Here is a 22,690-nt window from a genome sequence, read left to right as displayed (position 1 = left end):
TTTACGGTAAAACGAACGGCTGCGATCTAGCAGCCGGCCGCACGGAATGACAGGGCACAGTGCTGATTGCGCGGCGGCAGCCATACTGCGGCAAAAATGCTCGGGAATTTCATTTACACATGTAAATTCAGAGGCCTTCGCTGGCGCGCCGAAACCGCTCATTGCGCAATTACTCGGGCGACAGCGGCATCGTCTCCGGCGCTCAGGCGCAGTGCAGGGCCCAGCGAAGCCGGGAGCATGGCGCCATGGCTCAGCTCGGGATTGCGCCGATAGCGGACGATGGCGTGCGCGATTGCCGCCAACCGGCCGGCCAGTTGCTCGGCCGCATTGGCCGGCACTGCGGCAATCGCCTCGCGCCGCGCACGCACATCCGGATCGTCCCAGCCAGCAGGCGAGTGCTTGCGCGTTGCGCCACCCGTCAGCAGCGTCAGGTCGAACGCTTGGTCGCGGGTGATAAATGCCTGAGCCTCCTGAAGAATGAAGCCACCCTGCCACCACAACGAAGGGTCGGCTGCGATATAGCGCTGGAAGCTGTCAGGTCGGGTGAACAGCGCGTGCAGCGTCAGCAGGCCGCCATAGGAATGCCCCCACAGACTTTGCCGCTGCAGATCAATCCTCGCTTGTGACTGCGCCAGCGGCTTGATGCGCTCCTCGAGCAGGTCGAGAAACATATCTGCCCCGCCGCCGAGGCGCTGCCGGTTGATGTCGTCGATCACCGGTTCGCCACCGGGCAGCGGGGGCGTGTAGTCATAGGCGCGGGCGGTGGGATCGAAGCGCAGCGCGGTGGCATAACCAACAAACACCAGCACCGGTGGGCCGAGGCGATCCAGATCGGCCAATTGTTCCTCCTGCAGGGCGCCCAGTGCGGCGTTTCCATCGAGCAGGTAAAGCACCGGGTAGCCCGCTACCGGCGCCGCACGCGTGGGGACAGCGACCCAGATGCGGTAATGACGGTGACGGTCAGCCGACGAGAGCGTGTGCTGGGTGAACTGATAATGAGCCGAGCCACGGTCTGCCAGCGTCGGCCCCAGTGGCTGGGAGAGGTCAGGTTTGGCCATGGCGACTCCACTCACGGTCAGCAACAGGACGAAGCTGCTCAGCCAGGTTTTCATCAACCGACCACGCCGAGTTGCCGCCAGATCGGTAACGTGTCGCGTTCGAAGCGGCTCAACTGCGCCTGCAAAGAATCGACCGGGTCGGCCAGCGGCTGCCAACCCAACTTGCGCAACAAAGCGTCCACGGTCCGGCATAGCATGGCGCCGCGCAGTTCGGGATGGTCGAACAACACTCGGGCGGCGGCCATTTCCAGGAAGCCCGCGGCGATCCCTGAGCCCAGGCTTGGCGCAGCCAGGTGCGAATAGCGGGCACCGGCCAGCACACGCTCACAGATGACCCGGTTGAATGCACGACAGCCTGCGACATTGACCTGCCCTGGCAGCAAAGGATGCACATGCCCGGCCGACGCCAAGGCCTGCAAAGCCGGGCTGATACTCCCCGCCTGCCCTGCCAGCGCCGGCAACTGCAGTAACCCTGGGAAACTCTGTGGGCGCTGCGCCAAGGCTTGCAGGATCGGCGAAAACAGGCTCGCGCTGCCCTCGACCGCACCGATGCGCGTCTCGAACGTCAGGTTGCCGGCGGTCGGCGCGCCAGGCAACGCGGCTATGACCTGATCGAACAGAGCAGCCTTGTGCGCATGCTCGTCCAGCGCGCAGGTAGCGCGCTGATAGAGGTCGCGGCGCTGCGTCTGGTTACGCGCCAGATCCTTGAAGGTTTCGCGCAATGCGGTGCCTGCAAGGTCGCCAAGCTGGTCGATCACATTTGCCGGCAGCGATAGCTCGTCGATGTTGTCCATCAGGCTGGCACTGCCGATATAACCCGCCCCGGACGCCGCGAAGGCGGCTATCACATCGGCGACCGGCAGCGTCGACCAGTGTTCGTTGAGCAATTCGTGGGCAAGGTAAAAAGGATCGTCCTGCAGGCTGCGCTCGACGTAAGCCGCTAGCTGCGGGGCATGGCCGACCAACCCGGCGCCACTCGCACACAGACGTCGCAATGCATGGAGCGCCTCGACAACGCGCTCTGCCGACGTGCCGGAGAGGGTTTGCGCGTACTGTTGAACGAAACGCCGTGGCGCCGCAAAAAAGTCCAGCCCAGGCTGCGCCATGTAGCCGACGAACACGATCCCGCCGGGCTTCAGTTGGCGATCGACGAAGTGCAGAAGGCGTTGTCGATCAGCAGCCGAGACCCAGCAATACACCCCATGCAAGATGATGAAATCGTACGGTGGCTCAGCGCTGCAGTTGTCCAGCATGCCCTGAAAACTGTCCTCGATGAACGTCACGTTGCTGACGCCCGCCACACGCGCCAGCTCCCGGGCATGGGCGATGTGCTGGCCGTTGAAATCCACCCCCACGAACTGTCCATTCGGGTTGGCGACGGCCTGCAACACACTGGCGAAGCCCTGACCGCACCCAAGCTCACAGGACACGAACGGCCCACGCAGGTCAGGGCTCGCGCGGCCCAGGGCACGGGCCGCGAAGCTCAGCCAGATCGGCGTGGTTTCCCGCTGGAAGAAATGCGGATAGGGAATGTCGGTGATGTAATCGGCAGCCATGGCTATCAATCCGTCTAAACGCAAAAAGCCACCGCCCCAAGGGCGATGGCTGGGCTTGCCGCTAGCTAGAACGAGGTGGTAGCGGAGACATAGAACGCTCGCCCCGGCTCGTTATAGTTGTTGGCACCCTCGCCGCCGGCAATGCTCTCGCGGCGTATCTGCTTGTCGAACAGGTTGTTGATGCCAGCGGCGAAGCGCCAGTTGTCATTCAGTTCGTAGTTGGCCCCGAGGCCGACCAGCGTGTAAGGGTCACGGGCCCGCAACGCATCTCCGGTTGCCGCACTGCCCTGACTGGTCAGACGCCGTGGCTCCTGCTTGCCGTAATGCGTGACGATAAGCGACAGGTCCAGAGCGTCGGTGACAGTCCAGTCGAGCATCGAATTGACCGTGTACTTGGGGATCACCGACAGCGGCTCGCCGGTGGTCTTGTTCTTGTTCTGAATCATATAGGTGAAATTGTTGTTCCAGCTCAGCGTTTCACCATTGTTGCCCAGCAGCGGGATGGTGACGTTGCCTTCCCAACCCGAAACGACGGCCTTGGGCGCATTCACCCACTGATAAACCTCTGCGTAGGTACCACCAGCGCCCGGCAATACCTGACTAGGGTCGGAACCATCGCCCATGCCGGCAACGACCTTGTTCTTGTAGTCATTGTGGAAGTACGTCAACCCAGCCACCCAGCCAGCATCATCGAAGGCAATACCGAGCTCTTTATTGATGCTGGTTTCGGCATCCAGGTTCTGGTTGCCAAGGATGTAGCAGCCACCACCGCCACCCGAACCATCCGGGCAACCGTTACCCTTGGTGAAGTACACGTAATTCGGATTGGACTGATACAGGTTGGGCGCCTTGAACGCCTTGGCCACGCCGCCTTTCAGGGTGACGGTGTCGGTCAGCCGGTAGGAGCTGTTCAGGCTCGGGCTCCAGTTGCTGCCGAAAATGCTGTTGTCATCAAAGCGCAGGCCCGGAGTCAGGGTCCAGTCCGGGGTCAGCTCGATATTGTCTTCGAGGTACAGGGCATAGTTGTCGGCGTCCGACTTGCCGCTGCGCTCACCGGCGGTGAAACGTGGCACGCTGATCCCGCCATATGACGCGGCCTGACCGTTGGAGTATGGATCGTCGAGCTCTTCACGGATGTATTCGCCACCCACTGTCAGCGTCTGATGGAAGCCAAGTTCGAGCGGCAGGTTGAGTTCGCCAAACAGGCGGTAGTTATCCAGCTCTGAGGTCGACTTGTCCTGCCCGCTGATGCCCGTCTCCGGGCCACCTGCCAACGCTTCGGCCATGCGTCGATTTCGCGTGTTCTCATACGATAACCCGAGCTGGGACGTGCCGAATTCCCAATCACCGCGGTGAGTTACGGCGGCTGTCTGCCGGTACATGGTATTGGTCTCGCGCCCAAGCAGAGCGCTGGTGTTGGTCAGCGTGGTGCTGTGATCCTGGGCACGCTCACCGGCATAGATGTTGCCCTGCCGACTGAAGCCGCTTTCCAGCTCCAGCGTTTGTTCATCGCTCAGGTCGAAGCGCAGCAGCGCATTGAGGTCCTTGTTGCGTACCCCTTCACGCCCGGCCGGCCCTGGGTTGGTGCCCGCGGCGTACGCCTGATTGAGGCTTGCATCGTCGGCGTCGGTTTTGTTCAGGTTGCCGTAGACGCGAAACGACACGCTATCAGCAAGCGGCCCCGCAGTATTGAAGCTCAGCCGACGGGTTGCACCCTCGTCGTTATTTTCTGGGATGTTGGTGTAGGCGGTCACCGAGCCAGAAACCGTCTTGCCGGGCGCTTTGGTAATGATATTGACCACCCCGCCTGCCGCCCCCGAGCCGTAGCGCGCCGCGGCCGGGCCGCGCAATACCTCGATCCGCTCGATCGCTTCAGCCGGTACCCAATTGCTGTCACCGCGGCCATTGCGTTCACCGGAACGGCCCATGCGCACCGAATTACGCGACGTGACTGGCTTGCCGTCGATCAGAATCAGGGTGTTTTCCGGGCCCATGCCACGCAGGTCGATCTGCCGGCTGTTGCCGAATTGCCCGCTGGCGCTGTTTCCCGTCAGATTGACCCCCGGCATGCGCCGGATAAGTTCGGAGAGATCGTTGGCTGGCGGATGGCGCTGGATGTCGTCAGCGGTAATCACCGATACCCCGGGGGCCTGTTTGAGCTCCTGCTCGGCCGTGCCGATGACACGCGTCTCGCCGATTTCCAGCGCACGCATGCCCTCGGCAGGCGTGGCGCCCTCACCGCTGGCTGCGGCTTCATCCAGGGTAATTTCGGCCACTTGCGCATATACCGCCGCCGGCGTACTGAACGCCAGCATGATGGCCGTGGCCAGCAGGTTCGGTTTGTATTTTGGATTCATTGACGTCCCTATACCGCGAAGGTCCAGGCCCGAATGGGGCAAAGGCGGCGGTACCGACTGTGTCGAATGGGCTGGCTAGAGCCACCCCCGCCGCATAACGGCGCAAATGATAGTTAATATCATATGAGAGTAAACGTCATTTACATTCTATACAGTTTGCTCTGCCAGCTGGCCGGCTGGCAGCAACACGTGCATCTGCAGGCCGCTGCCTGGCGGGCTTTGCGCCCATAAACGGCCTCCCTGCAAAGCGATGGCGCTGCGCGCGATGCTCAAGCCAAGACCGAAACCGCCGTCCCCCGGGCGAGCACTATCCAGCCGAGCAAACGGTTCGAAAATGGTTTCCAGATAGCGAACTTGGATGCCAGGCCCGCTATCGATCAATCGCAGGTGCCAGTACTCGCCCTCCAACTCGCCCGCCAAACGCACACAGCCAGCGGGCGGTGAATGGCGAATGGCGTTGCGCAGCAGATTTTCCAACGCCTGAGCGAGGCTGGTCAGGTTGGCAGCCACCAGACAACGCTCGTCCACCTCGAACTGAAATTGCTGGTTTGACCAGCCGGTTTCGAAACAGGCGTCTTCGACCAGCATGTCCCAGAGTTGCACCAGGCAAATCGGCTCGCGGGCGAACTGCGGTCGCTCGGAATCCAGCCAGGCCAGTTCCAGCGAATTTCCCACCAGCCGCTGCATGATGCTGATCTCCCGATCCAGCCGCTGGCGCAGCACGAGCGGGTCGCTCTCGCCATCAGCCGCCACGCGCAGGCGACTCAGCGGTGTGCGCAACTCGTGCGAGAGGTCGCGCAGCAGGCGCCGCTGATAGGCAACGGTGCCTTCAAGGCGCTCGGCCATGTGGTCAAATGCCCGGCCCAGCTCGCCCAGCTCATCCTTGCGCGCTGCTACTGGCGGGCCAATGCGGGCGCTCAGGTCGCCAGCGCTGAGGGTATTGGCCTGGCGGCGCAGGATGACCAGCGGCGCGATAAACAAGCGGTACAGCAAGGTACCCAGCAGAATCGCCAGCAATGCCGGCAACACCTTCTGTACGACAAACTCCCACTGGGCCTGGTAATAACGCGGGTCGAGACGCGGTGGCAGTTCCATCACCAGACGGATATTGCCGTCGCTGAAGGGCACGTAAAAGGTCGGCCGTCCGCCTGGACGACCGACCTTCTGATCCAGGCTGCGCACGAAGTCCAGCCGCAGTAAATCCGACGGGCCCAGCGGCTGCGACGACAATGACTGATGGTCGCTGTTGACCACCATGGCCCACACCTGCTCCCGCTCACGCAGATCCCTCAGGTAACGATCGAGCCCTGCCGTTCCCTGCTGTTTCCAGGCGGTTTCAGCCTCTTCGGCAAAATGGGTAAGTGCCTGCCGGCTGGACATCGACAAGGTGGACATCGCCTCGTACACCCGTTTGTCCAGGTCCACGTGCAGACTGACGATCAGCAGGCAGAACAGCGCCAGCCCGACGATCAACTTCCAGAACAGTGAATGACGACCGGGCACCTCAGTATTCCCGGCCGGTCAGCACGTAACCTTTGCCCCATACCGACTCCAGCCGGGTGCTGGTATAGGCGATGCTCTTCAGCTTACGGCGCACGTTGCTGACGTGCATATCGAGGCTGCGATCATGCTGGGCGTAACCGCGATGCAGCACGTGCTGATACAGGAAGGCCTTGCTCAGCACCTCCTCGCCATGCCGCGAGAAGGTTTCCAGCAGGCGATACTCGGTAGAGGTCAATTGCGCCCACTGCCCGCCGTGACAGACATCGGAACGATCCTCGTCAAAGATCAACGTATCCTCCTGCAAAGGAGGCTGTTCACAGCGTTCGTACGCCACGCGGCGTAAAATCGCCTCAATCCGCACACTCAGCTCACCGAGGCTGAAGGGCTTGGGCAGGTAATCGTCGGCGCCCTTGCTGAACCCGGCGATGCGATCCTGCTCGGCGCCCAGGGCGGACATCAGGATCACCGGCACCCGGCGTCGCTCGCGCAAGCGCTGCAGCACGTCCAGGCCATTGCTGCCTGGCAGCAGAATGTCCATGAGGATCAGGTCGAAATCCTCCTCTTCGGCCAGGCGCAGCCCTTCATTACCGTCAGCGCTGGCGGTGACATCGTAGCCACAGCCACGCAAATGAGCCTGCAGGTGGAAGGCCAGCGCGGGATCGTCTTCGACCGCGAGAATACGAGGGGCGTTAGGGGCTGAGTGTTGCATGACGATGAGACTCTGAAAGCTAATGTGAACTATTCTACCTATTCGACGTGTCCGGTGAGCAACTGCGCCGCCCAGCCCATCCCAGGCAAGCACCCAGGCAACGGAATCGCTACACTGCCGGCATCGTAGGAAGGGGACGTCGCGTGCTAACGAATATCGGCATCAAGGGCCGGGTACTGATGCTTACCCTGCTGCCCACCAGCCTGCTGGCGGTGGTATTGGGCGGCTACTTCATCTGGATGCAATTGTCCGGGCTGCAAGCGCAACTGCTGCAGCGCGGCCACATGATTGCCGAGCAACTGGCACCCTTGGCGGCCCCCGCCCTGCTGCACAGCGACAAGTCGTTGCTGCAGCGTATCGCCACCGAAGCCCTGGAGCAGCCCGATGTGCGCGCGGTGAGTTTCATGACCGCGCAGAGCGAACGGCTGACCCACGCCGGCCCGAGCATGCTCAACGACCGCCCGGTGATCGACAGCGACACCGTGGACGTCGCCCAGCACAGCAGCCAGGACGCCACCCGCTTTCTGTTGCCGGTGATGGCCCAGCACCTGACCTTGAGTGGCGAGGAGCAGCCCGAGGTCGCAGCAGGCCCGATCGGTTGGGTAGAACTGGAACTGTCGCACCACAACACCCTGCTAAGCGGCTACCGCAGCCTTCTGACCAGCTTGCTGTTGGTGGTGACCGGCCTGATCATCACCGGGCTGCTGGCCTTGCGCATGAGCCGCAGCATCAACGACCCGCTGCTGCGCATCAAGAACGGCGTCGCCCTGCTCAAGGACGGCCATCTGGAAACCCGCCTGCCACCGCTGGGCAGCCACGAGCTGGATGAGCTCGCGTCGGGCATCAACCGCATGGCCGAATCGCTGCAGAACGCCCAGGAAGAGATGCAGCACAGCATCGACCAGGTCACCGAAGACCTGCGACAGAACCTGGAAACCATCGAGATTCAGAACATCGAGCTGGATTTCGCCCGCAAGGAAGCCCTGGAAGCGAGCCGCATCAAGTCCGAATTCCTGGCCAACATGAGCCACGAAATCCGCACCCCGCTCAATGGCATTCTCGGCTTCACCAACCTGCTGCAGAAAAGCGAGCTGAGCCCGCGCCAGCAGGACTACCTGAGCACCATCGAAAAGTCCGCCGATAGCCTGCTGGGGATCATTAACGAGGTTCTGGATTTCTCCAAGATCGAGGCCGGCAAGCTGGTGCTGGAGAACATTCCGTTCAACCTGCGCGACCTGCTGCAGGACACCCTGACCATTCTTGCGCCGTCCGCCCACGAGAAGCAGCTGGAGCTGCTCTCGCTGGTCTACCGCGACACGCCGGTGTCGCTGTCCGGCGATCCGCTGCGCCTCAAGCAGGTGCTGACCAACCTGGTCAACAACGCGATCAAGTTCACCCGTCAAGGCAGCATCGTCATCCGCGCCATGCTCGAGGAAGAGACCGCCGACCGCGCCCAGTTGCGTATCAGCGTGCGTGACACCGGCATCGGTCTCGCGGAGGAAGACCTGCGCGCGCTGTTCCAGGCGTTCAGTCAGGCCGACAATTCGATGTCCCGCCAGGCAGGCGGCACCGGCCTTGGCCTGGTGATATCCAAACGCCTGATCGAGCAGATGGGCGGCGAAATCGGCGTCGACAGCACGCCCGGTGAAGGCTCTGAATTCTGGGTCAGCCTGAACCTGCCCAAAGCCCGCAGCGACGCCGAAGACCAGCCCAAAGCGCTCTCGGGCCGCCGCGCCGCCATGCTCGAAGCCCACGAACTGGCCTGCCAGGCGCTGCAGCATCAACTTGAAGACTGCGGGCTGCTGGTAAGCGTGTTCAGCGACCTCGACGCGCTCTGCGAGGCGGTCAGCACGGCTAGCCATACTGCGCAGCCATTCAATTGCGCAGTACTCGGCGTAACCGCCAGGCAGATGCCCGCTGAACAGCTCGGTAAGCGCGTCTGGGATCTCGAGCATCTTGGCTGCAAGGCCGTGGTGCTGTGCCCGACCACCGAACAGACGCACTACCAGGACAGCGTGCCCGACTGGCACAGCCAGCTGCAGGCCAAACCCGCCTGCACGCGCAAACTGCAGCGCACCCTGATCGAGCTGATCGTGCCCAGGCAGATACGCCAGCAGCCTCGCCGCAGCGCCACGCGGTCACCGGCCATCCTGTGTGTCGATGACAACGCCGCCAACCTCCTGCTGGTGCAAACGTTGCTCGACGGCATGGGCGCGCAAGTGACGGTCGCCTGCAGTGGTTTCGATGCGCTGGCGATCACCCGTGAACAGGATTTCGACCTGGTCTTCATGGACGTGCAGATGCCGGGCATGGATGGCCGCCAGACCACCGAGGCCATCCGCCAGTGGGAACAGGACAGCGGGCGTGCGCCGATGCCCATCGTCGCGCTGACCGCCCACGCCCTGGCCAATGAGAAACGCACCCTGCTGCAGAGCGGCATGGACGACTACCTGACCAAGCCGATCAGCGAGCGACAATTGGCCCAGGTGGTATTGAAGTGGACAGGCTTGCCGCTGCAGGACAACGCTCAGGATCAGCTCCCGGATAGCAACCAGACAGCGCTCACTGCGGTTCTGGACAATGAAGAAGGCCTGCGCCTCGCCGCGGGCAAGGCCGACCTGGCAGCCGAGATGCTGAACATGCTGCTCGCCGGATTGCCCGGCGACCTGCAAGCCATCCGCCAGGCCCGCGCCGATGGCGACCGCAACGCCTTGATCGAACGCATCCACCGCCTGCATGGCGCCACACGATATTGTGGCGTGCCGCAGCTGCGCGCCACCTGCCAGTACAGCGAAACCCAGCTCAAGCAGGACCAGCCTATTCGCAGTAGCGGGCTCGATGAACTGGAGCAGGCGATCGAACGCTTGAGTGAAGAGGCACGCGTTGGCATATAGGCTGACATGCATATGCCGGGCAGCCGGCAGCCCACTATCGATGTCTAGTAAACGTTATCCGGAAGCGCCACGATGACCGCCATTGCTCAACCCACCGCGCAACTGCCCCTGAGCAAACGCCTGAAAGCCGGCACCAGCCGCGACCACGACAGCGTCGACACACTGGTCATGCATTCCCGACCGTTTGAAAGCCTGGAGCGCTACGGTTACTTCCTGCGCGTGCAGCACCGTTTTCATGGCGCCATCGACGCACTGTATGACGACATAGCGCTCAATCGCCTGCTGCCGGGCCTGAGCGAGCTGCCGCGGTTCGAGGCCGTGTGCGCCGATCTGGCGGCCCTGGACCTGTCAGTACCGCCTGTCCCGCCAGCGGTAATCCCCAGCAGCCCCCACGCGGCGCTGGGCTGGCTGTACTGCAGCGAAGGCTCAAACTTGGGCGCTGCCTATCTGTTCAAGGAAACTCAGCGGATCGGCCTTGATGCTCAATATGGGGCGCGCCACCTGGCGGCTCACCCGCAAGGGCGCGGCCTGCACTGGCGTCAGTTCGTTGCCCTGCTCGATGGTCTGGATTTGAGCGAGGCGCAGCGCGATGAAGCCGTCAGTGGCGCTGTCGCAGCCTTCGATTTCTATCGGGCAGCGCTGCGGGAGATTTTTCCGGCGGCATGATCACCTGCGGGCCGGAGACCTCGCTGCCCGCCTTCCTCTATCGCGGCCTGTTAGAATGCGCTCCTTATCCGGAGGAACCATGGCCGAACACGATTTCCGCTACAACCTGCTCAATCCCGAACACACGCTGATCGAGTGCCGCGCCCTGGCTCCCGGCCGTTACCAGGTCACCGGCAACGGCGGCTCGATCAAGAACAGCGATACCCTGGTGGTCAGCCTTAAAGGCAGCCGCGAATTGAGCATGCGCCTGCAGGTCGACAAGGTTCGTCACCTGATCAACCCGCCAGGCCAGTGGGTCGCCGTGGCTCACGGCCCGGCGTTCACCGAACTGTCGATCTTCAATTGGCAGGTCACCTGCGACAGCTGCGGCAAGCAACTGGACTTCGAATTTGCGGTCGACAGTGCACTGGGCAAGAAAGCCCAGACACCTGCCGCCGATGCGCGTCTTGCGGAACTCGGCTGGCGCAAACAGGAGGGCAAGCACCTTTGCCCCGCGTGCCTGAAGAAGGAGGCCTGATGAAACCGTTTCTCGCCCTTGGCTTGCTGACTGCTGCCCTTGCTGGCTGCGCCGGCAAGCCGGTGCAGCTGGAAACCGAACGTGTCTATCGCGTCGAATGGATTGGCGAACGCCCGCTGATCGACAGCAGCCACCTGACCATCACCCTGGGTGACGACGGCCGCGCCTACGGCAACGCCGGCTGCAACCACTGGTTCGCAGGCTACCAGCGTGACGGAGACAAACTGACCTTCAGTAACGCCGGCAGCACCCGCATGATGTGCGCACCGGCGCTGATGGAACAGGAAAGCCGTTTCCTACAGAGCCTCGGTACCGTCGAGCGTTGGGATATTTCACCGACCGAGCAACTGCGCCTGTGGCCGGCCAGCGGCAAGCCGATCCGGCTGTGGCCTGACGAATAAGCAACAAAGGTCGAGTTCGCTGCGGCAGTAGCAGTTTCTATCTACTGACGGTGGGGATGCCAAGATTCGCCGCAGGGGCGCGGCTCCTACAAATCGCAATCACGTAGGGGCGTGCCCCCTGGGCGAACGGATGTGGCCTTGCCGATTTAGGGCTCTCGCGGCGTAAACAGATCCAACTGCTCATGCTTGCCACGCAAATCCTGCAACCGCACGCCCACGCCCAACAAGCGCACCGGGCGATTGCCGCGCGCATGAGCGTTGGCCAGCAGAACGCGATAGCTCTCCAGATCACGGGCGGCACCGGCCTGCTCCAAGGTGGTCTGGGTGAAGTCGTGGAACTTGACCTTGACGAAAGGTTTGCCCGCTCGATAGCTGCCGTCCAGGCGGGTCATGCGCCGCTCCAGTTCTTCCAGCAATGCGGGCAACTGTTCAAGGCAGGCCTGCAGGTCCGGCAGATCCTGATCGTAGGTGTTTTCCACGCTCATCGACTGGCGGCGGCTGTCGGTCTGCACCACGCGCTCGTCGATGCCGTGGGCGAGGTTCCACAAGCGCTCACCAAAGCTGCCGAACTCACGCACCAGGCGCAGCTTGTTCCATTCGCGCAGGTCACTGCAGGTGCGTATACCGAGGCGTGTCAGCTTGTCGGCGGTGACTTTGCCGACGCCATGCAGCTTGTTGACGGGCAACTCGGCAACGAAATCCTCGACCTGATCCGGCGTGATGACGAATATCCCGTTGGGTTTTCGCCAGTCGCTGGCGATCTTGGCCAGGAACTTGTTCGGCGCCACGCCTGCCGACACGGTGATATGCAGGTCGCTGGACACCCGACGGCGAATGTCCTGGGCGATACGCGTGGCGCTGCCACCAAAATGTTCGCAATGGGACACGTCGAGAAAGGCCTCGTCCAGCGACAGCGGCTCGATCTGGTCGGTGTAATCGCGAAAGATCGCGTGAATGTCTCGCGAGACGGCGCGGTATACATCGAAGCGCGGTTTGACGATCAGCAGATCCGGGCACAGTTTCAGCGCGTGCCCCGACGCCATCGCCGAGCGCACCCCGTAGGCACGTGCCTCATAGTTGCACGTCGCGATCACCCCACGGCGATCCGCCGAGCCCCCCACTGCCATCGGCTTGTCGGCCAGCGCCGGGTTGTCGCGCATTTCGACCGAGGCATAAAAGGCGTCACAGTCGACGTGAATGATCTTTCGCTGCGCCATAAACCTGAAAACGAGAGAGCTGGACGGCCACACAGGCGGCCGAGCGACGAGGGGATGGCCACCTTACTGTATAAAAGAACAGCCTTCCAGCCTGCCCCGCCAACTGGGTGTCTTTTATCTGTCATGCGTCTCAACGCCGGGAAACCGCCTGAAAGCCCCGCATGGCATGGGTTACGTCGCTTAAATCGCTTGCTTACCAACGCTAACCGATTGAACGGAAAACAGTTTTTTCCACGATAAGCGTTGACAGCATGCCTCAGATGAATAGAATGGCGACCGCGGGATGGAGCAGTCTGGTAGCTCGTCGGGCTCATAACCCGAAGGTCGTCGGTTCAAATCCGGCTCCCGCAACCAGATACTCAAAGAAGGCCACTCAATCGAGTGGCCTTTTTTGTTTCTGCCCTGTCGACTAACTAATTGATTGAAAAGCACAAAGTGGTTGACAGAGGCGCGGTTTTATATAGAATTGTCGGCGCGGGATGGAGCAGTCTGGTAGCTCGTCGGGCTCATAACCCGAAGGTCGTCGGTTCAAATCCGGCTCCCGCAACCAGATACTCAAAAAGGCCACTCAATCGAGTGGCCTTTTTGTTTTTCTGCTTTGTCGATTTAACTAATTGATTGAAAAGCATAAATCGATTGACAGAAGTCTGTTTTTGTATAGAATTGCCGGCGCGGGATGGAGCAGTCTGGTAGCTCGTCGGGCTCATAACCCGAAGGTCGTCGGTTCAAATCCGGCTCCCGCAACCACCTTCGAAACGAAAGCCCTGACAGCCTAGCTGTCGGGGCTTTTGTTTTATGGGCATACGAAATATTCCAGCGCTCCCTCAGCGCCATGCACGTAAGCCACTATTCTCTCTTGCAGATAAATCTTTCATGACGTCAGCCACGGACATCTTGAAGCGGCTCGCCTGTACCCATACATTATTTGTAATACAAAGAAACTTGGCTTACGCCTTCCAATCTGCGCCGCACTACCCAAGAGGTATCCGATGCGCGCCAGCTCCGACGCTACTGCCGCACCTTCTCTGCCCAAATCTCAACTCCTGCTATGGCGACAGCGCCTGGATCGATACCGCCAGCCGCTGGGGCTGAGTGTTGCCCTGTTGCTTTTCGTGATCGCGCTGCTTGCCTGTCGACACTTGCTCGATGAGCTGGATCCCAGTGCGCTGCATGCATCCATTCTGGCCGTGCCGGGCGTGAACCTGTTCGGCGCCGTTGGCCTGACAGTTCTGGGATTCATCGCCCTGCTCGGCTATGAATGGTCGGCCAGCCGCTACGCAGCGGTCAGCTTGCCGGCTCGCACGCTGGCCACTGGCGGCTTCTGCGCATTCGCCATCGGCAATGCGGTCGGCCTGTCGATGCTCTCGGGTGGTTCGATCCGCTATCGCCTGTACGCCCGCCATGGCATTGGCGGCGGCGAGATCGCGCGCATGACCGTGTTCGCCAGCCTGTCACTCGGCTGCGCCCTGCCCTTGCTGGCGGCACTCGCGGCGCTCGCCGATCCGGCGGCCGCTGCTGCTGCCCTGCACCTGCCACAACCGCTGTTGATCGCCATTTGCGTGATGCTTCTGACAATCGGCGCCGCGCTGGTGGTGGTAGTGCATCGCGCCCGACTTGCAGAGCGCCCCGCGCCGGACTGCGTGACCGTGCGCGTGAGCAGGCACCTGCTGCGTTTGCCCGATACGCGGCTGACGCTGCTGCAGGTGCTGATCACCCTGGTCGACGTCAGCGCTGCCGCTGGCGTGTTGTATCTGTTGCTACCCGAAGCGCCGCCCTTCACTACCTTCCTGCTCGTCTATCTATTGGCACTGGCAGCCGGCGTACTCAGCCATGTGCCGGGCGGTGTCGGCGTATTCGAGGCGGTACTGCTGGCAGCCTTCGCCAACGAACTGGGTGCCGCGCCCCTTGCCGCAGCCCTGCTGCTCTATCGCCTCATCTATATCGTGCTGCCATTGCTGGTGGCCTGCCTGCTGTTGCTGGCCATGGAACTGCGCCGGCTGGTCGACACACGCCAGGCCATCCGCGCGGCGAGTGGCCTGGCGGCGCCTATCCTGGCTTTGCTGGTGTTCATCTCCGGGATGGTGCTGCTGTTTTCTGGCGCCACGCCAAGCCTGGATGAGCGCCTGGAAATTCTCGACTTCCTCATTCCGCATCGCCTGATCGACGCCTCGCACTTTGGCGCTAGCCTGATCGGCCTGCTCTGCCTGTTGCTGGCACAAGGGCTGCGTCGCCGACTCTCTGCCGCCTGGGCAATGACCCTGGGGCTGTTGATCACCGGCGCGGTGCTGTCGTTGCTCAAGGGCTTCGACTGGGAGGAAGCGCTGCTGCTGAGCATCACCGCGGGCCTGCTGGCGTTGTTCCGTCCGTACTTCTACCGCCCCAGCCGGATCATGGAACTGCCCTTCTCACCCTGGCACCTGGCGGCCAGCGCGTGCGTGCTCGGCGCCTCGATCTGGCTACTGTTCTTCGCCTATCAGGATGTGCCCTACGAACGCCAGCTGTGGTGGCAGTTTGCGGTAAACGCCGATGCGCCTCGCGGCCTGCGTGCTGCACTGGGCTGTGTGTTGGTGCTCGGCGTGGTGTTTCTCGCCTGGTTACTGCGCGCCGCGCCGCCGGCCGTGGCGCTGCCCAGCAGTGAGGAATTGGATCGTGCCGCGTTAATCGTCAAGGCGTCCGATCAGGCTGATGGCGGCCTGGCGCTGACCGGCGACAAGGCACTGCTGGTGCACCCGCAAGGTGACGCCTTTCTGATGTATTCGCGCCGCGCCCGCAGCATGATCGCGCTGTTCGACCCCATCGGTACGCCGCAGCGGCGTGCCGAGCTGGTTTGGCAATTCCGCGACCTCTGCGACCGCCACCATACCCGTCCGGTGTTCTACCAGGTGCGCGCCGAAAACCTGCCGCTGTATATGGACATCGGCCTGACCGCCATCAAGCTCGGTGAAGAAGCCCGGGTCGACCTCAACCGATTCGACCTGGAAAGCACCGGCAAGACCATGAAGGACCTGCGCTACACCTGGAACCGCGGGCAGCGCGATGGCCTGGTACTGGAGTTCTTCGAACCCGGTGAAGCCCCGCTCGACGAACTGCGCGCGATCTCCGATGCCTGGCTGAACGGCAAGCAGATGCGCGAGAAAGGCTTCTCCCTGGGCCGCTTCGACCCCGCCTACCTGCGTCACTTCCGTATTGTCGTGGCGCGGGTCGAAGGCCGTGCCGTGGCGTTTGCCAACTTGCTGGAAACCGACAGCCGCGACCTCGCCACCCTCGACCTGATGCGCGTGCTGCCGGATGCACCGAAGCTGACCATGGAATTTCTGATGCTCGGCCTGATTCTGCATTTCAAAGCAGCCGGCTTCGCCCGCTTCAGCCTGGGCATGGTGCCGCTGTCCGGCCTGCAGCCTCGTCGTGGCGCGCCGCTGGCCCAGCGACTTGGCGCACTGGTATTCCAGCGCGGTGAGGCGTTCTACAACTTCCAGGGCCTGCGCCGCTTCAAGGACAAGTTCCAGCCGGACTGGGAGCCTCGCTACATGGCCGTACCCGCCGGGCTCGACCCGCTGGTGGCGCTGACCGACACCGCCGCGCTGATCGCCGGCGGCTTTACCGGACTGGTGAAACGTTGATGACCCGCACAGCCAAACGCCTGCTACCGATCCTCCTTGTGCTGCTCGCCATGGTGGCGGGCGGCCTTTATTACTGGCTGCGGCCCGCGCCTGAAGCCAGCCTGGCGCGCCATCCACTGGCCTCCGGCGGCGACCTGGTGCTCGCAACGCCCGGCGGCACCGTGCAACGTCGCGTGCTGCTGGCCGTGCCTGCCGATCAGCAACTGAGCGAGGCCGAGCTGCTGGAACTGGCGCAATCCAACCACGCCGTGATCGGCCAGTATCAGCCCACACAACAGAGCTGTGACGACCAGGCCAAGCGTCTGCAAGAAGCGAGCGCAACGCTCGGCGGGTCGGTCGATCTGGTGGCTGGCAGCGATACTGGCGCCATGCTCGCCTGGCGCTGGCTGGCCGCACAGAACGACAGCAAGGCTCAGGCGCTGTCGGTCGGCTTCTCGCTCCGCAAGCCCGACTGCGACGCGCCGCCTCCGGCCAGCAGTGCACACGGTCACTGGCTCGTCGCATGGAACGACAACCCGGATGACGCCAGCGCCCGTTTCGTGCGCCAGCAGGCCACTGCCGAAACCCTGATCGGTGACTACCAGACCGAACCCAAGACGCTGCTGATGACGCAGTTGCGCCGTCTGCTGCAAGGTGCCAGCGATGATCTGCCGGTGGTCGAAGTGCCGGCTGCCCAGCCTGGCGATACGGTCAGCCTGTTCTACTCCGGCGACGGCGGTTGGCGTGATCTGGATAAAGCCGTGGCCGAGCAGATGGCCGAGCGCGGCTACCCGGTGGTCGGCGTCGATACCCTGCGTTATTTCTGGCAGCGCAAGAGCCCCGAGCAAGCCGCCAGCGACCTGTCCGAGTTGATGCGTGAATACCGCGAGAAATGGCATGCCAAGCGCTTCGTGCTGATCGGCTACTCCTTCGGCGCGGATGTAATGCCTGCGCTCTACAACCGCCTGCCCAACAGCGACAAACAACAAGTCGACGCCGTTCTGCTGTTGGCGCTTGCCCGCAGTGGTGCGTTCGAGATTCATGTCGACGGCTGGCTTGGCAAGGATGCCAGCGAAGCGGCCACCGGTCCCGAGCTGGTCAAGTTACCGGCTGAAAAAGTGCTGTGCGTGTATGGCACGGAAGAAGCGCCCGAAAGCGGCTGCACCCAACCTCAAGCCACCGGTGAAAACCTGCAACTGCCCGGTGGGCACCACTACGACAAGGATTACCCGGCCCTGGCCCAGCGGCTCATTGCCGCCATTCAGAAACGCCAGCAGGCAACGCCGTAGCAAGCCGGTAGCCAAAAATCCTTCGGCTACCGGCTGTGTCGTCAACCCAGAAAGTAAAACGCTCCCGCGATGACCACGCCGGAATACAGCAGCATGATCAGGCAGTAGCCCATGATGTCCCGCGCGCCCAGGCCGGCAATGGCCAGCAGCGGCAAGGCCCAGAACGGCTGAATCATGTTGGTCCAGGCGTCGCCCCAGGCAATCGCCATCGCGGTGACTTCCGGCGCTACACCGAGCGCTTGACCGGCCGGCAGCATGATCGGCCCTTGCACCGCCCATTGGCCGCCACCGGACGGGATGAACACGTTCAGCAGCCCGGCACTCAGGAAAGCAAACACCGGAAAGCTGTCAGCCGTCGACCAGGTGATAAACAGGTCGGTGATCTGCCGGCCCAATATTTCACCCTCGGGGCTGGCGCCCACCATCATGCCCATGATGCCGGCATAGAACGGAAACTGGATGATGATCCCGCTGATGCCGCTGACGCTCTCCTGCACCGCACGGGCGTAGCGCTCCGGCGAGCCGTGGGCCAGCAGCCCGGCGAACAGGAACATGCCGATCACCAGATTGAGCGTAAGCCCAAAACCATTCTCGGCAAAATGAAAACCGAAGTAGACGGCCGCCATGGCCACCAGCAGCAGGCCAAGAATGCGGCTGTCATCCAGGCGCTGGGCGCCCGTTTCCCGGGGCACGTGCGGCGCCGGCGGGTCGACCAGCAACGCAGGGTCGGCAACCGTCGGTGTGGCAGGCTGCATGGCGCGATTCAACAGCGGCGCGCCAATCACCAGCATGGCGATAATCGCCAGGTTCAACGTGGAGAACAGCGTGTGTTCCACGCCGACCGCTGCGGTCAGCGCGCCGCCGGTCATGCGCTCAAGATCAGCGCCGCCAGTGGCCAGTGACAACGGGATCGAACCCGACAAGCCGCCATGCCAGACCAGAAAACCCGAATAGGCAGCGGCCACCAGCAATGGGTAATGCACGCCTTTGACCTGACGCGCCAAGGCCCGCGCGAACACCGCACCGACGACCAGGCCGAAGCCCCAGTTGATCAGCGAGGCGAGCATGGCCACCAGCGTGACGAATATGATCGCCTGCCCCGGTGAGCGCGGAATGCGCGCCAAGCGATCGAGCAAACGACTGACCGCCGGCGCGTTCGCTAAGGCATGGCCGGTAACCAGCACCAGCGCCATCTGCATGGTGAACATCAGCAGGCCCCAGAGGCCGTTGCCCCAATGCCGCGTCATCTGCACCAGGCTCTGGCCAGTGGTGGCCATACCAAGCAGCAGCACCAGCAACGTCAGCAGCAGGGCAAACACGAACGGCGATGGCAAGTAGCGCTGAACCAGGTTGACACTCAGCGAAGTGATTCTGGCGAACATGGGCGAGTCTTCTCTTGTGGTTGTTGTGAGCACAGCGTAGCAAAGGTCTAGTCATGCAATTCGCCCACGTACCCAGGCCCTGCCGACGCACGGGCGGCACGGCCACCGGCAGTGCTGGCAAAGTCGCGCGCACGCCGCTAGAATTGCGCACTTTTTGATCAGAGGCGTGCCAGCGCCCGCTCCGTCTTAGCCCTGAGGTTCGCCCGCATGACCACCACCACCGCCCCTAAAGTAGGGTTTGTTTCGCTCGGCTGCCCAAAAGCCCTGGTCGATTCCGAACGCATTCTCACCCAGCTGCGCATGGAAGGTTATGAGGTCGTGCCGACCTACCAGGACGCCGACGTCGTGGTGGTCAACACCTGTGGCTTCATCGACAGCGCCAAGGCCGAGTCGCTGGAAGTGATCGGTGAGGCGATCAAGGAAAACGGCAAGGTGATCGTCACCGGCTGCATGGGCGTCGAAGAAGGCAGCATCCGTGACGTGCACCCCAGCGTGCTGTCGGTCACCGGCCCGCAGCAATACGAGCAGGTGGTCAACGCCGTGCACGACGTGGTGCCGCCGCGCCAGGATCACAATCCACTGATCGACCTGGTGCCGCCGCAAGGCATCAAGCTCACGCCGCGTCATTACGCCTACCTGAAGATTTCCGAAGGCTGCAACCACAGTTGCAGCTTCTGCATCATCCCGTCGATGCGCGGCAAGCTGGTCAGCCGCCCGGTGGGCGACGTGCTGGGCGAGGCCGAGCGGCTGGTCAAGGCCGGCGTCAAGGAACTGCTGGTCATCAGCCAGGACACCAGCGCCTACGGCGTCGACCTCAAGTACAAGACCGACTTCTGGAACGGCCAGCCGGTCAAGACGCGCATGAAAGAGCTCTGCGAAGCACTCTCCAGCATGGGCGTGTGGGTGCGCCTGCATTACGTTTACCCGTACCCCAACGTCGACGACATCATCCCGCTGATGGCCGCCGGCAAGCTGCTGCCGTACCTGGACATCCCCTTCCAGCACGCCAGCCCGCGCGTCCTCAAACTGATGAAGCGCCCGGCCTTCGAAGACCGCACCCTGGCGCGTATCAAGTCCTGGCGCGAGCAGTGCCCGGACCTGACCATCCGCTCGACCTTCATTGTCGGCTTCCCGGGTGAAACCGAAGAAGACTTCCAGTACCTGCTCGACTGGCTGACCGAAGCCCAGCTTGACCGCGTCGGCTGCTTCCAATACTCGCCGGTGGAAGGCGCGCCGGCCAATGACCTGGACGTGGACATCGTGCCCGATGACGTCAAACAGGATCGCTGGGATCGCTTCATGGCCCACCAACAGGCCATCAGCACCGCACGCCTGCAGATGAAGATCGGCCGCGAAATGGACGTGCTGATCGACGAAGTCGACGACCAGGGCGCGGTAGCCCGCTCTTGGGCCGACGCCCCGGAAATCGACGGCAGCGTGTTCATCGAAGGCACCGACTTCCAGCCGGGCGACAAGGTACGTGTGCGCATCGTCGATGCCGATGAATACGATATGTGGGCTGAGCGGGTCTGACCGTTACACGCTAAAAGCCCCGCCACGTGCGGGGCTTTTTATTGCCTGCGCCCCCACAGCGAAACCTGCCTCTACCGGTCAAGCGGGCTGATCACCGCGAACCCACCGCGATTGAGCACATGGGTATAGATCTGCGTTGTCTTCACATCTGCATGGCCCAGTAGCTCCTGCACCGTGCGAATGTCCTGACCACTTTCCAACAAATGCGTGGCAAAAGATTTTCTCATGCAAGTGATGACGAAATATCCCCATGGAACGCGGATCTTGCGAGCGACTGACTGACGGAAACACAAATTGCCAACCCCACTCTGCCGCGGCATTCGGGGTACTTGCGCGCAAGAGAAAACGGCAGGTTTGCTCGGCCAAAGCCCTCAGCCAAATCGCTACGGTGCAAAGCCGCGACCGTCTGCAAATGCGCCTGTAACGGCAACACCACACGTTGCGGCAGCATGGTCACGCGATCCTTCTGCCCTTGCCGTCGCGCACCACTACCTCACCACGGCTGAAATCAACATCCTTGACGCGTAGACGCAATGCTTCCAATAACCGCAGCCCGGCGCCATACAGCAAACTTGCCACAATCCACTGCACCGCAGACATCTCTGCCAGCACCCTGGCCACCTCATCACGCGTCAGCACCACGGGTAAGTGCTTTGGCTTTTTGGCGCGGACGATGTCATCAAGCCAGGGCAGCTGCACATCCAGAACATGCTTATAGAGAAACAACAGTGCCGCCAACGCCTGATTCTGCGTAGAGCCCGACACATTCCTGGCAACCGCCAAATGGGTCAGAAAAGCCTCAATCTCCGCACCGCCCATCTCGGCAGGATGCCGATAGTGATGAAAGCGAATATAACGTTTCACCCACTCGGCATAGACAGACTCGGTACGAATCGAATAATTTCTAACCCGAATCTGCTCGCGCACCTGCACCAGCAATTTTGGCTTGCCGTCATCCATGTCGTATTGCTCCCTGAGTGATGTCGCGCTTACTGCGATCTACCTCACACTAGACAAGGAAATGCGCGACAACAAGGAACGTTATCCGACATGCTGTCGGATATTATGCGACAGCAATGTCGTCTAATTATAGTTAGGCCAAGCAAGATGTTAATCGCCATCCATGACAACGAACGCAAACGAGCCGAGATAGCAGGTCGCGGAGAGATCGGAAAGTGCCCTTGGACAGGGCTTGATGTTAAAGCGCATGTAGGCGCCATTAGACAGTTTTGGGCATATATTGGTGGGCAACCAAAACTACCGCCAGGATACGAGCCGGAATCAGACTGGCATCTTTCCTGGAAGGAGCTCATTGATGAAGCCCACTGCGAAGTTGTTATGGGTCAACAAAGAGAACATAGAGCCGACATACTCGGAAGCAACGACACGATAATTGAAATCCAAAGAAGCATTATCGATATACGTGACGTAAGAGACAGAACAGACTTTTACTTTAAGCAATCCAATAAGCGAATGATATGGGTGGTTGACATCCAAGAATTCTGGAATAAAAGATTTTTTCTGGCCCCCACTAAGCAAAAAGGTCAATTCAAAGCCGACTGGAAGCCTAAAAGAACTTGGCTATGGGACATAGCGAAAACACCAGACACACACCTGTACCTTGAATTTAACCAGCGCAATGACAAGCTACTCCACTGCTGGATACACAAAGCAGAGATGTATTGTAAGTATATCCCTAAGGAACAATTCTTTATGCAATACATAGATAGTGTTGCGCGCGCCCAATTCCGTGGCTTTCAAGGTGGAGCGCTCAATATATTGCAGGGCTTAGCCTAACAATGCGTATATGGACTCTCCCCACAAGCAGTGAGCAAAGCCTTTCTTATGCACCTGTCGTCAGCGCGGTTGCATTCGTATATCCGGCCTGTGATGGGCGCTTGGCCCTGGCCATTCTGTAGTTCGCGCAGCGGTGGCCAAGCGTTCAATCGATCACGAAGATCATGATTGTTATCGGCCTTATTCCGCTGCAGGACTCGCCTGTTCCGACA

Annotated in this window: 18 protein-coding genes and 3 tRNA genes; 11 read left to right on the top strand and 10 right to left on the bottom strand. The window is 61.6% G+C overall.

The features are described 5' to 3' along the window. Positions 1–158: 158 nt before the first annotated feature. The 5 genes from BLS60_RS02390 to BLS60_RS02370 form a co-directional block, all read right to left on the bottom strand. Positions 159–1,112 (bottom strand): alpha/beta hydrolase, encoded by a 954-nt coding sequence (locus BLS60_RS02390; protein WP_092364210.1) that lies wholly within the window; start codon positions 1,110–1,112, stop codon positions 159–161. Then, positions 1,112–2,614, bottom strand: coding sequence for a class I SAM-dependent methyltransferase (locus tag BLS60_RS02385; RefSeq protein ID WP_208597272.1), 1,503 nt, complete (start codon positions 2,612–2,614; stop codon positions 1,112–1,114). The genes BLS60_RS02390 and BLS60_RS02385 overlap by 1 nt, the downstream gene beginning before the upstream one ends. A gap of 65 nt (positions 2,615–2,679) precedes the next feature. Continuing rightward, positions 2,680–4,971: a TonB-dependent siderophore receptor gene (locus BLS60_RS02380; RefSeq protein WP_092364207.1), complete on the bottom strand. Its 2,292-nt coding sequence runs from the start codon at positions 4,969–4,971 to the stop codon at positions 2,680–2,682. A 147-nt stretch (positions 4,972–5,118) separates the two neighbouring features. Further along, on the bottom strand, positions 5,119–6,474 hold the full coding sequence (locus BLS60_RS02375) for a HAMP domain-containing sensor histidine kinase (RefSeq protein WP_092364204.1): 1,356 nt from the start codon (positions 6,472–6,474) through the stop codon (positions 5,119–5,121). A gap of 1 nt (position 6,475) precedes the next feature. Next, positions 6,476–7,183 carry a response regulator transcription factor gene (locus BLS60_RS02370; protein ID WP_092364201.1) on the bottom strand — a complete coding sequence of 236 codons (708 nt, stop codon included), beginning with the start codon at positions 7,181–7,183 and terminating at the stop codon, positions 6,476–6,478. Positions 7,184–7,326: 143 nt separating this feature from the next. On the opposite strand from BLS60_RS02370, the gene BLS60_RS02365 reads away from it, so the two are divergent. The 4 genes from BLS60_RS02365 (at position 7,327) to BLS60_RS02350 (ending at position 11,661) form a co-directional block, all read left to right on the top strand. Beyond that, on the top strand, positions 7,327–10,077 hold the full coding sequence (locus BLS60_RS02365) for an ATP-binding protein (protein ID WP_092364199.1): 2,751 nt from the start codon (positions 7,327–7,329) through the stop codon (positions 10,075–10,077). Between the two features lie 72 nt (positions 10,078–10,149). Beyond that, positions 10,150–10,743, top strand: coding sequence for a biliverdin-producing heme oxygenase (locus BLS60_RS02360; protein WP_070881734.1), 594 nt, complete (start codon positions 10,150–10,152; stop codon positions 10,741–10,743). Between the two features lie 79 nt (positions 10,744–10,822). Further along, entirely contained in the window at positions 10,823–11,260 is a 438-nt protein-coding gene (locus tag BLS60_RS02355; RefSeq protein WP_092364196.1) for a hypothetical protein, read from the top strand. Continuing rightward, positions 11,260–11,661 (top strand): META domain-containing protein, encoded by a 402-nt coding sequence (locus BLS60_RS02350; protein ID WP_092364193.1) that lies wholly within the window; start codon positions 11,260–11,262, stop codon positions 11,659–11,661. Before BLS60_RS02355 ends, BLS60_RS02350 begins: the two co-directional genes overlap by 1 nt. Before the next feature lie 146 nt (positions 11,662–11,807). On the opposite strand, the gene dinB is transcribed toward BLS60_RS02350, so the two are convergent. Then, positions 11,808–12,878: a DNA polymerase IV gene (gene dinB, locus BLS60_RS02345; protein WP_070881737.1), complete on the bottom strand. Its 1,071-nt coding sequence runs from the start codon at positions 12,876–12,878 to the stop codon at positions 11,808–11,810. Positions 12,879–13,155: 277 nt separating this feature from the next. On the opposite strand from dinB, the gene BLS60_RS02340 reads away from it, so the two are divergent. The 5 genes from BLS60_RS02340 (at position 13,156) to BLS60_RS02320 (ending at position 17,766) form a co-directional block, all read left to right on the top strand. Beyond that, positions 13,156–13,232 (top strand) — tRNA-Met (locus BLS60_RS02340). Between the two features lie 119 nt (positions 13,233–13,351). Beyond that, a tRNA-Met gene (locus BLS60_RS02335) sits at positions 13,352–13,428 on the top strand. Positions 13,429–13,548: 120 nt separating this feature from the next. Beyond that, positions 13,549–13,625: transfer RNA gene (locus BLS60_RS02330), tRNA-Met, on the top strand. Between the two features lie 242 nt (positions 13,626–13,867). After that, positions 13,868–16,498, top strand: coding sequence for a bifunctional lysylphosphatidylglycerol flippase/synthetase MprF (mprF, locus tag BLS60_RS02325; protein ID WP_092364190.1), 2,631 nt, complete (start codon positions 13,868–13,870; stop codon positions 16,496–16,498). Then, positions 16,498–17,766 carry a virulence factor family protein gene (locus tag BLS60_RS02320; RefSeq protein ID WP_092364187.1) on the top strand — a complete coding sequence of 423 codons (1,269 nt, stop codon included), beginning with the start codon at positions 16,498–16,500 and terminating at the stop codon, positions 17,764–17,766. Before mprF ends, BLS60_RS02320 begins: the two co-directional genes overlap by 1 nt. A 41-nt stretch (positions 17,767–17,807) precedes the next feature. Here BLS60_RS02320 and BLS60_RS02315 read toward each other — a convergent pair whose 3' ends face one another. After that, positions 17,808–19,148: a short-chain fatty acid transporter gene (locus tag BLS60_RS02315; RefSeq protein ID WP_092364184.1), complete on the bottom strand. Its 1,341-nt coding sequence runs from the start codon at positions 19,146–19,148 to the stop codon at positions 17,808–17,810. A 207-nt stretch (positions 19,149–19,355) separates the two neighbouring features. On the opposite strand from BLS60_RS02315, the gene rimO reads away from it, so the two are divergent. After that, the gene (gene rimO / locus BLS60_RS02310; RefSeq protein WP_070881741.1) at positions 19,356–20,681 is read left to right on the top strand and encodes a 30S ribosomal protein S12 methylthiotransferase RimO; all 1,326 of its coding nucleotides are present in this window, start codon (positions 19,356–19,358) and stop codon (positions 20,679–20,681) included. A 71-nt stretch (positions 20,682–20,752) separates the two neighbouring features. Here the strand turns inward: rimO and BLS60_RS21940 are convergent, their stop codons facing one another. The 3 genes from BLS60_RS21940 to BLS60_RS21930 are packed head-to-tail and all read right to left on the bottom strand — an operon-like array spanning position 20,753 to position 21,641. After that, positions 20,753–20,908, bottom strand: a complete 156-nt coding sequence (locus tag BLS60_RS21940; RefSeq protein WP_476742258.1) for a tyrosine-type recombinase/integrase — start codon at positions 20,906–20,908, stop codon at positions 20,753–20,755. Next, entirely contained in the window at positions 20,905–21,132 is a 228-nt protein-coding gene (locus tag BLS60_RS21935) for a hypothetical protein (protein WP_167357630.1), read from the bottom strand. The genes BLS60_RS21940 and BLS60_RS21935 overlap by 4 nt, the downstream gene beginning before the upstream one ends. 2 nt (positions 21,133–21,134) lie before the next feature. Then, on the bottom strand, positions 21,135–21,641 hold the full coding sequence (locus tag BLS60_RS21930) for a phage integrase N-terminal SAM-like domain-containing protein (RefSeq protein ID WP_143024567.1): 507 nt from the start codon (positions 21,639–21,641) through the stop codon (positions 21,135–21,137). 147 nt (positions 21,642–21,788) lie between these two features. Between BLS60_RS21930 and BLS60_RS02300 the strand changes: the two genes are divergently transcribed. Further along, entirely contained in the window at positions 21,789–22,478 is a 690-nt protein-coding gene (locus BLS60_RS02300) for a competence protein CoiA family protein (RefSeq protein WP_143024566.1), read from the top strand. The last annotated feature ends 212 nt before the right edge of the window (positions 22,479–22,690 follow it).

This window comes from Phytopseudomonas seleniipraecipitans, assembly GCF_900102335.1.
GTDB lineage: Bacteria > Pseudomonadota > Gammaproteobacteria > Pseudomonadales > Pseudomonadaceae > Aquipseudomonas > Aquipseudomonas seleniipraecipitans.
Note: the sequence above shows the minus strand (reverse complement) of the source record. Positions and strands in the feature narration are given on the sequence as shown.

Excerpts from the sequence above, each read along its gene's own strand:
- BLS60_RS21940 (WP_476742258.1), bottom strand. The coding sequence starts at position 20,908 with ATGAGAAAATCTTTTGCCACGCATTTGTTGGAAAGTGGTCAGGACATT.
- dinB (WP_070881737.1), bottom strand. The coding sequence starts at position 12,878 with ATGGCGCAGCGAAAGATCATTCACGTCGACTGTGACGCCTTTTATGCC.
- BLS60_RS02300 (WP_143024566.1), top strand. The coding sequence starts at position 21,789 with ATGTTAATCGCCATCCATGACAACGAACGCAAACGAGCCGAGATAGCA.
- BLS60_RS02320 (WP_092364187.1), top strand. The coding sequence starts at position 16,498 with ATGACCCGCACAGCCAAACGCCTGCTACCGATCCTCCTTGTGCTGCTC.
- BLS60_RS02380 (WP_092364207.1), bottom strand. The coding sequence starts at position 4,971 with ATGAATCCAAAATACAAACCGAACCTGCTGGCCACGGCCATCATGCTG.
- BLS60_RS02315 (WP_092364184.1), bottom strand. The coding sequence starts at position 19,148 with ATGTTCGCCAGAATCACTTCGCTGAGTGTCAACCTGGTTCAGCGCTAC.
- BLS60_RS02370 (WP_092364201.1), bottom strand. The coding sequence starts at position 7,183 with ATGCAACACTCAGCCCCTAACGCCCCTCGTATTCTCGCGGTCGAAGAC.
- BLS60_RS02350 (WP_092364193.1), top strand. The coding sequence starts at position 11,260 with ATGAAACCGTTTCTCGCCCTTGGCTTGCTGACTGCTGCCCTTGCTGGC.
- BLS60_RS02385 (WP_208597272.1), bottom strand. The coding sequence starts at position 2,614 with ATGGCTGCCGATTACATCACCGACATTCCCTATCCGCATTTCTTCCAG.
- BLS60_RS02360 (WP_070881734.1), top strand. The coding sequence starts at position 10,150 with ATGACCGCCATTGCTCAACCCACCGCGCAACTGCCCCTGAGCAAACGC.
- BLS60_RS02390 (WP_092364210.1), bottom strand. The coding sequence starts at position 1,112 with ATGAAAACCTGGCTGAGCAGCTTCGTCCTGTTGCTGACCGTGAGTGGA.
- rimO (WP_070881741.1), top strand. The coding sequence starts at position 19,356 with ATGACCACCACCACCGCCCCTAAAGTAGGGTTTGTTTCGCTCGGCTGC.
- BLS60_RS21930 (WP_143024567.1), bottom strand. The coding sequence starts at position 21,641 with ATGGATGACGGCAAGCCAAAATTGCTGGTGCAGGTGCGCGAGCAGATT.
- mprF (WP_092364190.1), top strand. The coding sequence starts at position 13,868 with ATGCGCGCCAGCTCCGACGCTACTGCCGCACCTTCTCTGCCCAAATCT.
- BLS60_RS21935 (WP_167357630.1), bottom strand. The coding sequence starts at position 21,132 with ATGCTGCCGCAACGTGTGGTGTTGCCGTTACAGGCGCATTTGCAGACG.
- BLS60_RS02355 (WP_092364196.1), top strand. The coding sequence starts at position 10,823 with ATGGCCGAACACGATTTCCGCTACAACCTGCTCAATCCCGAACACACG.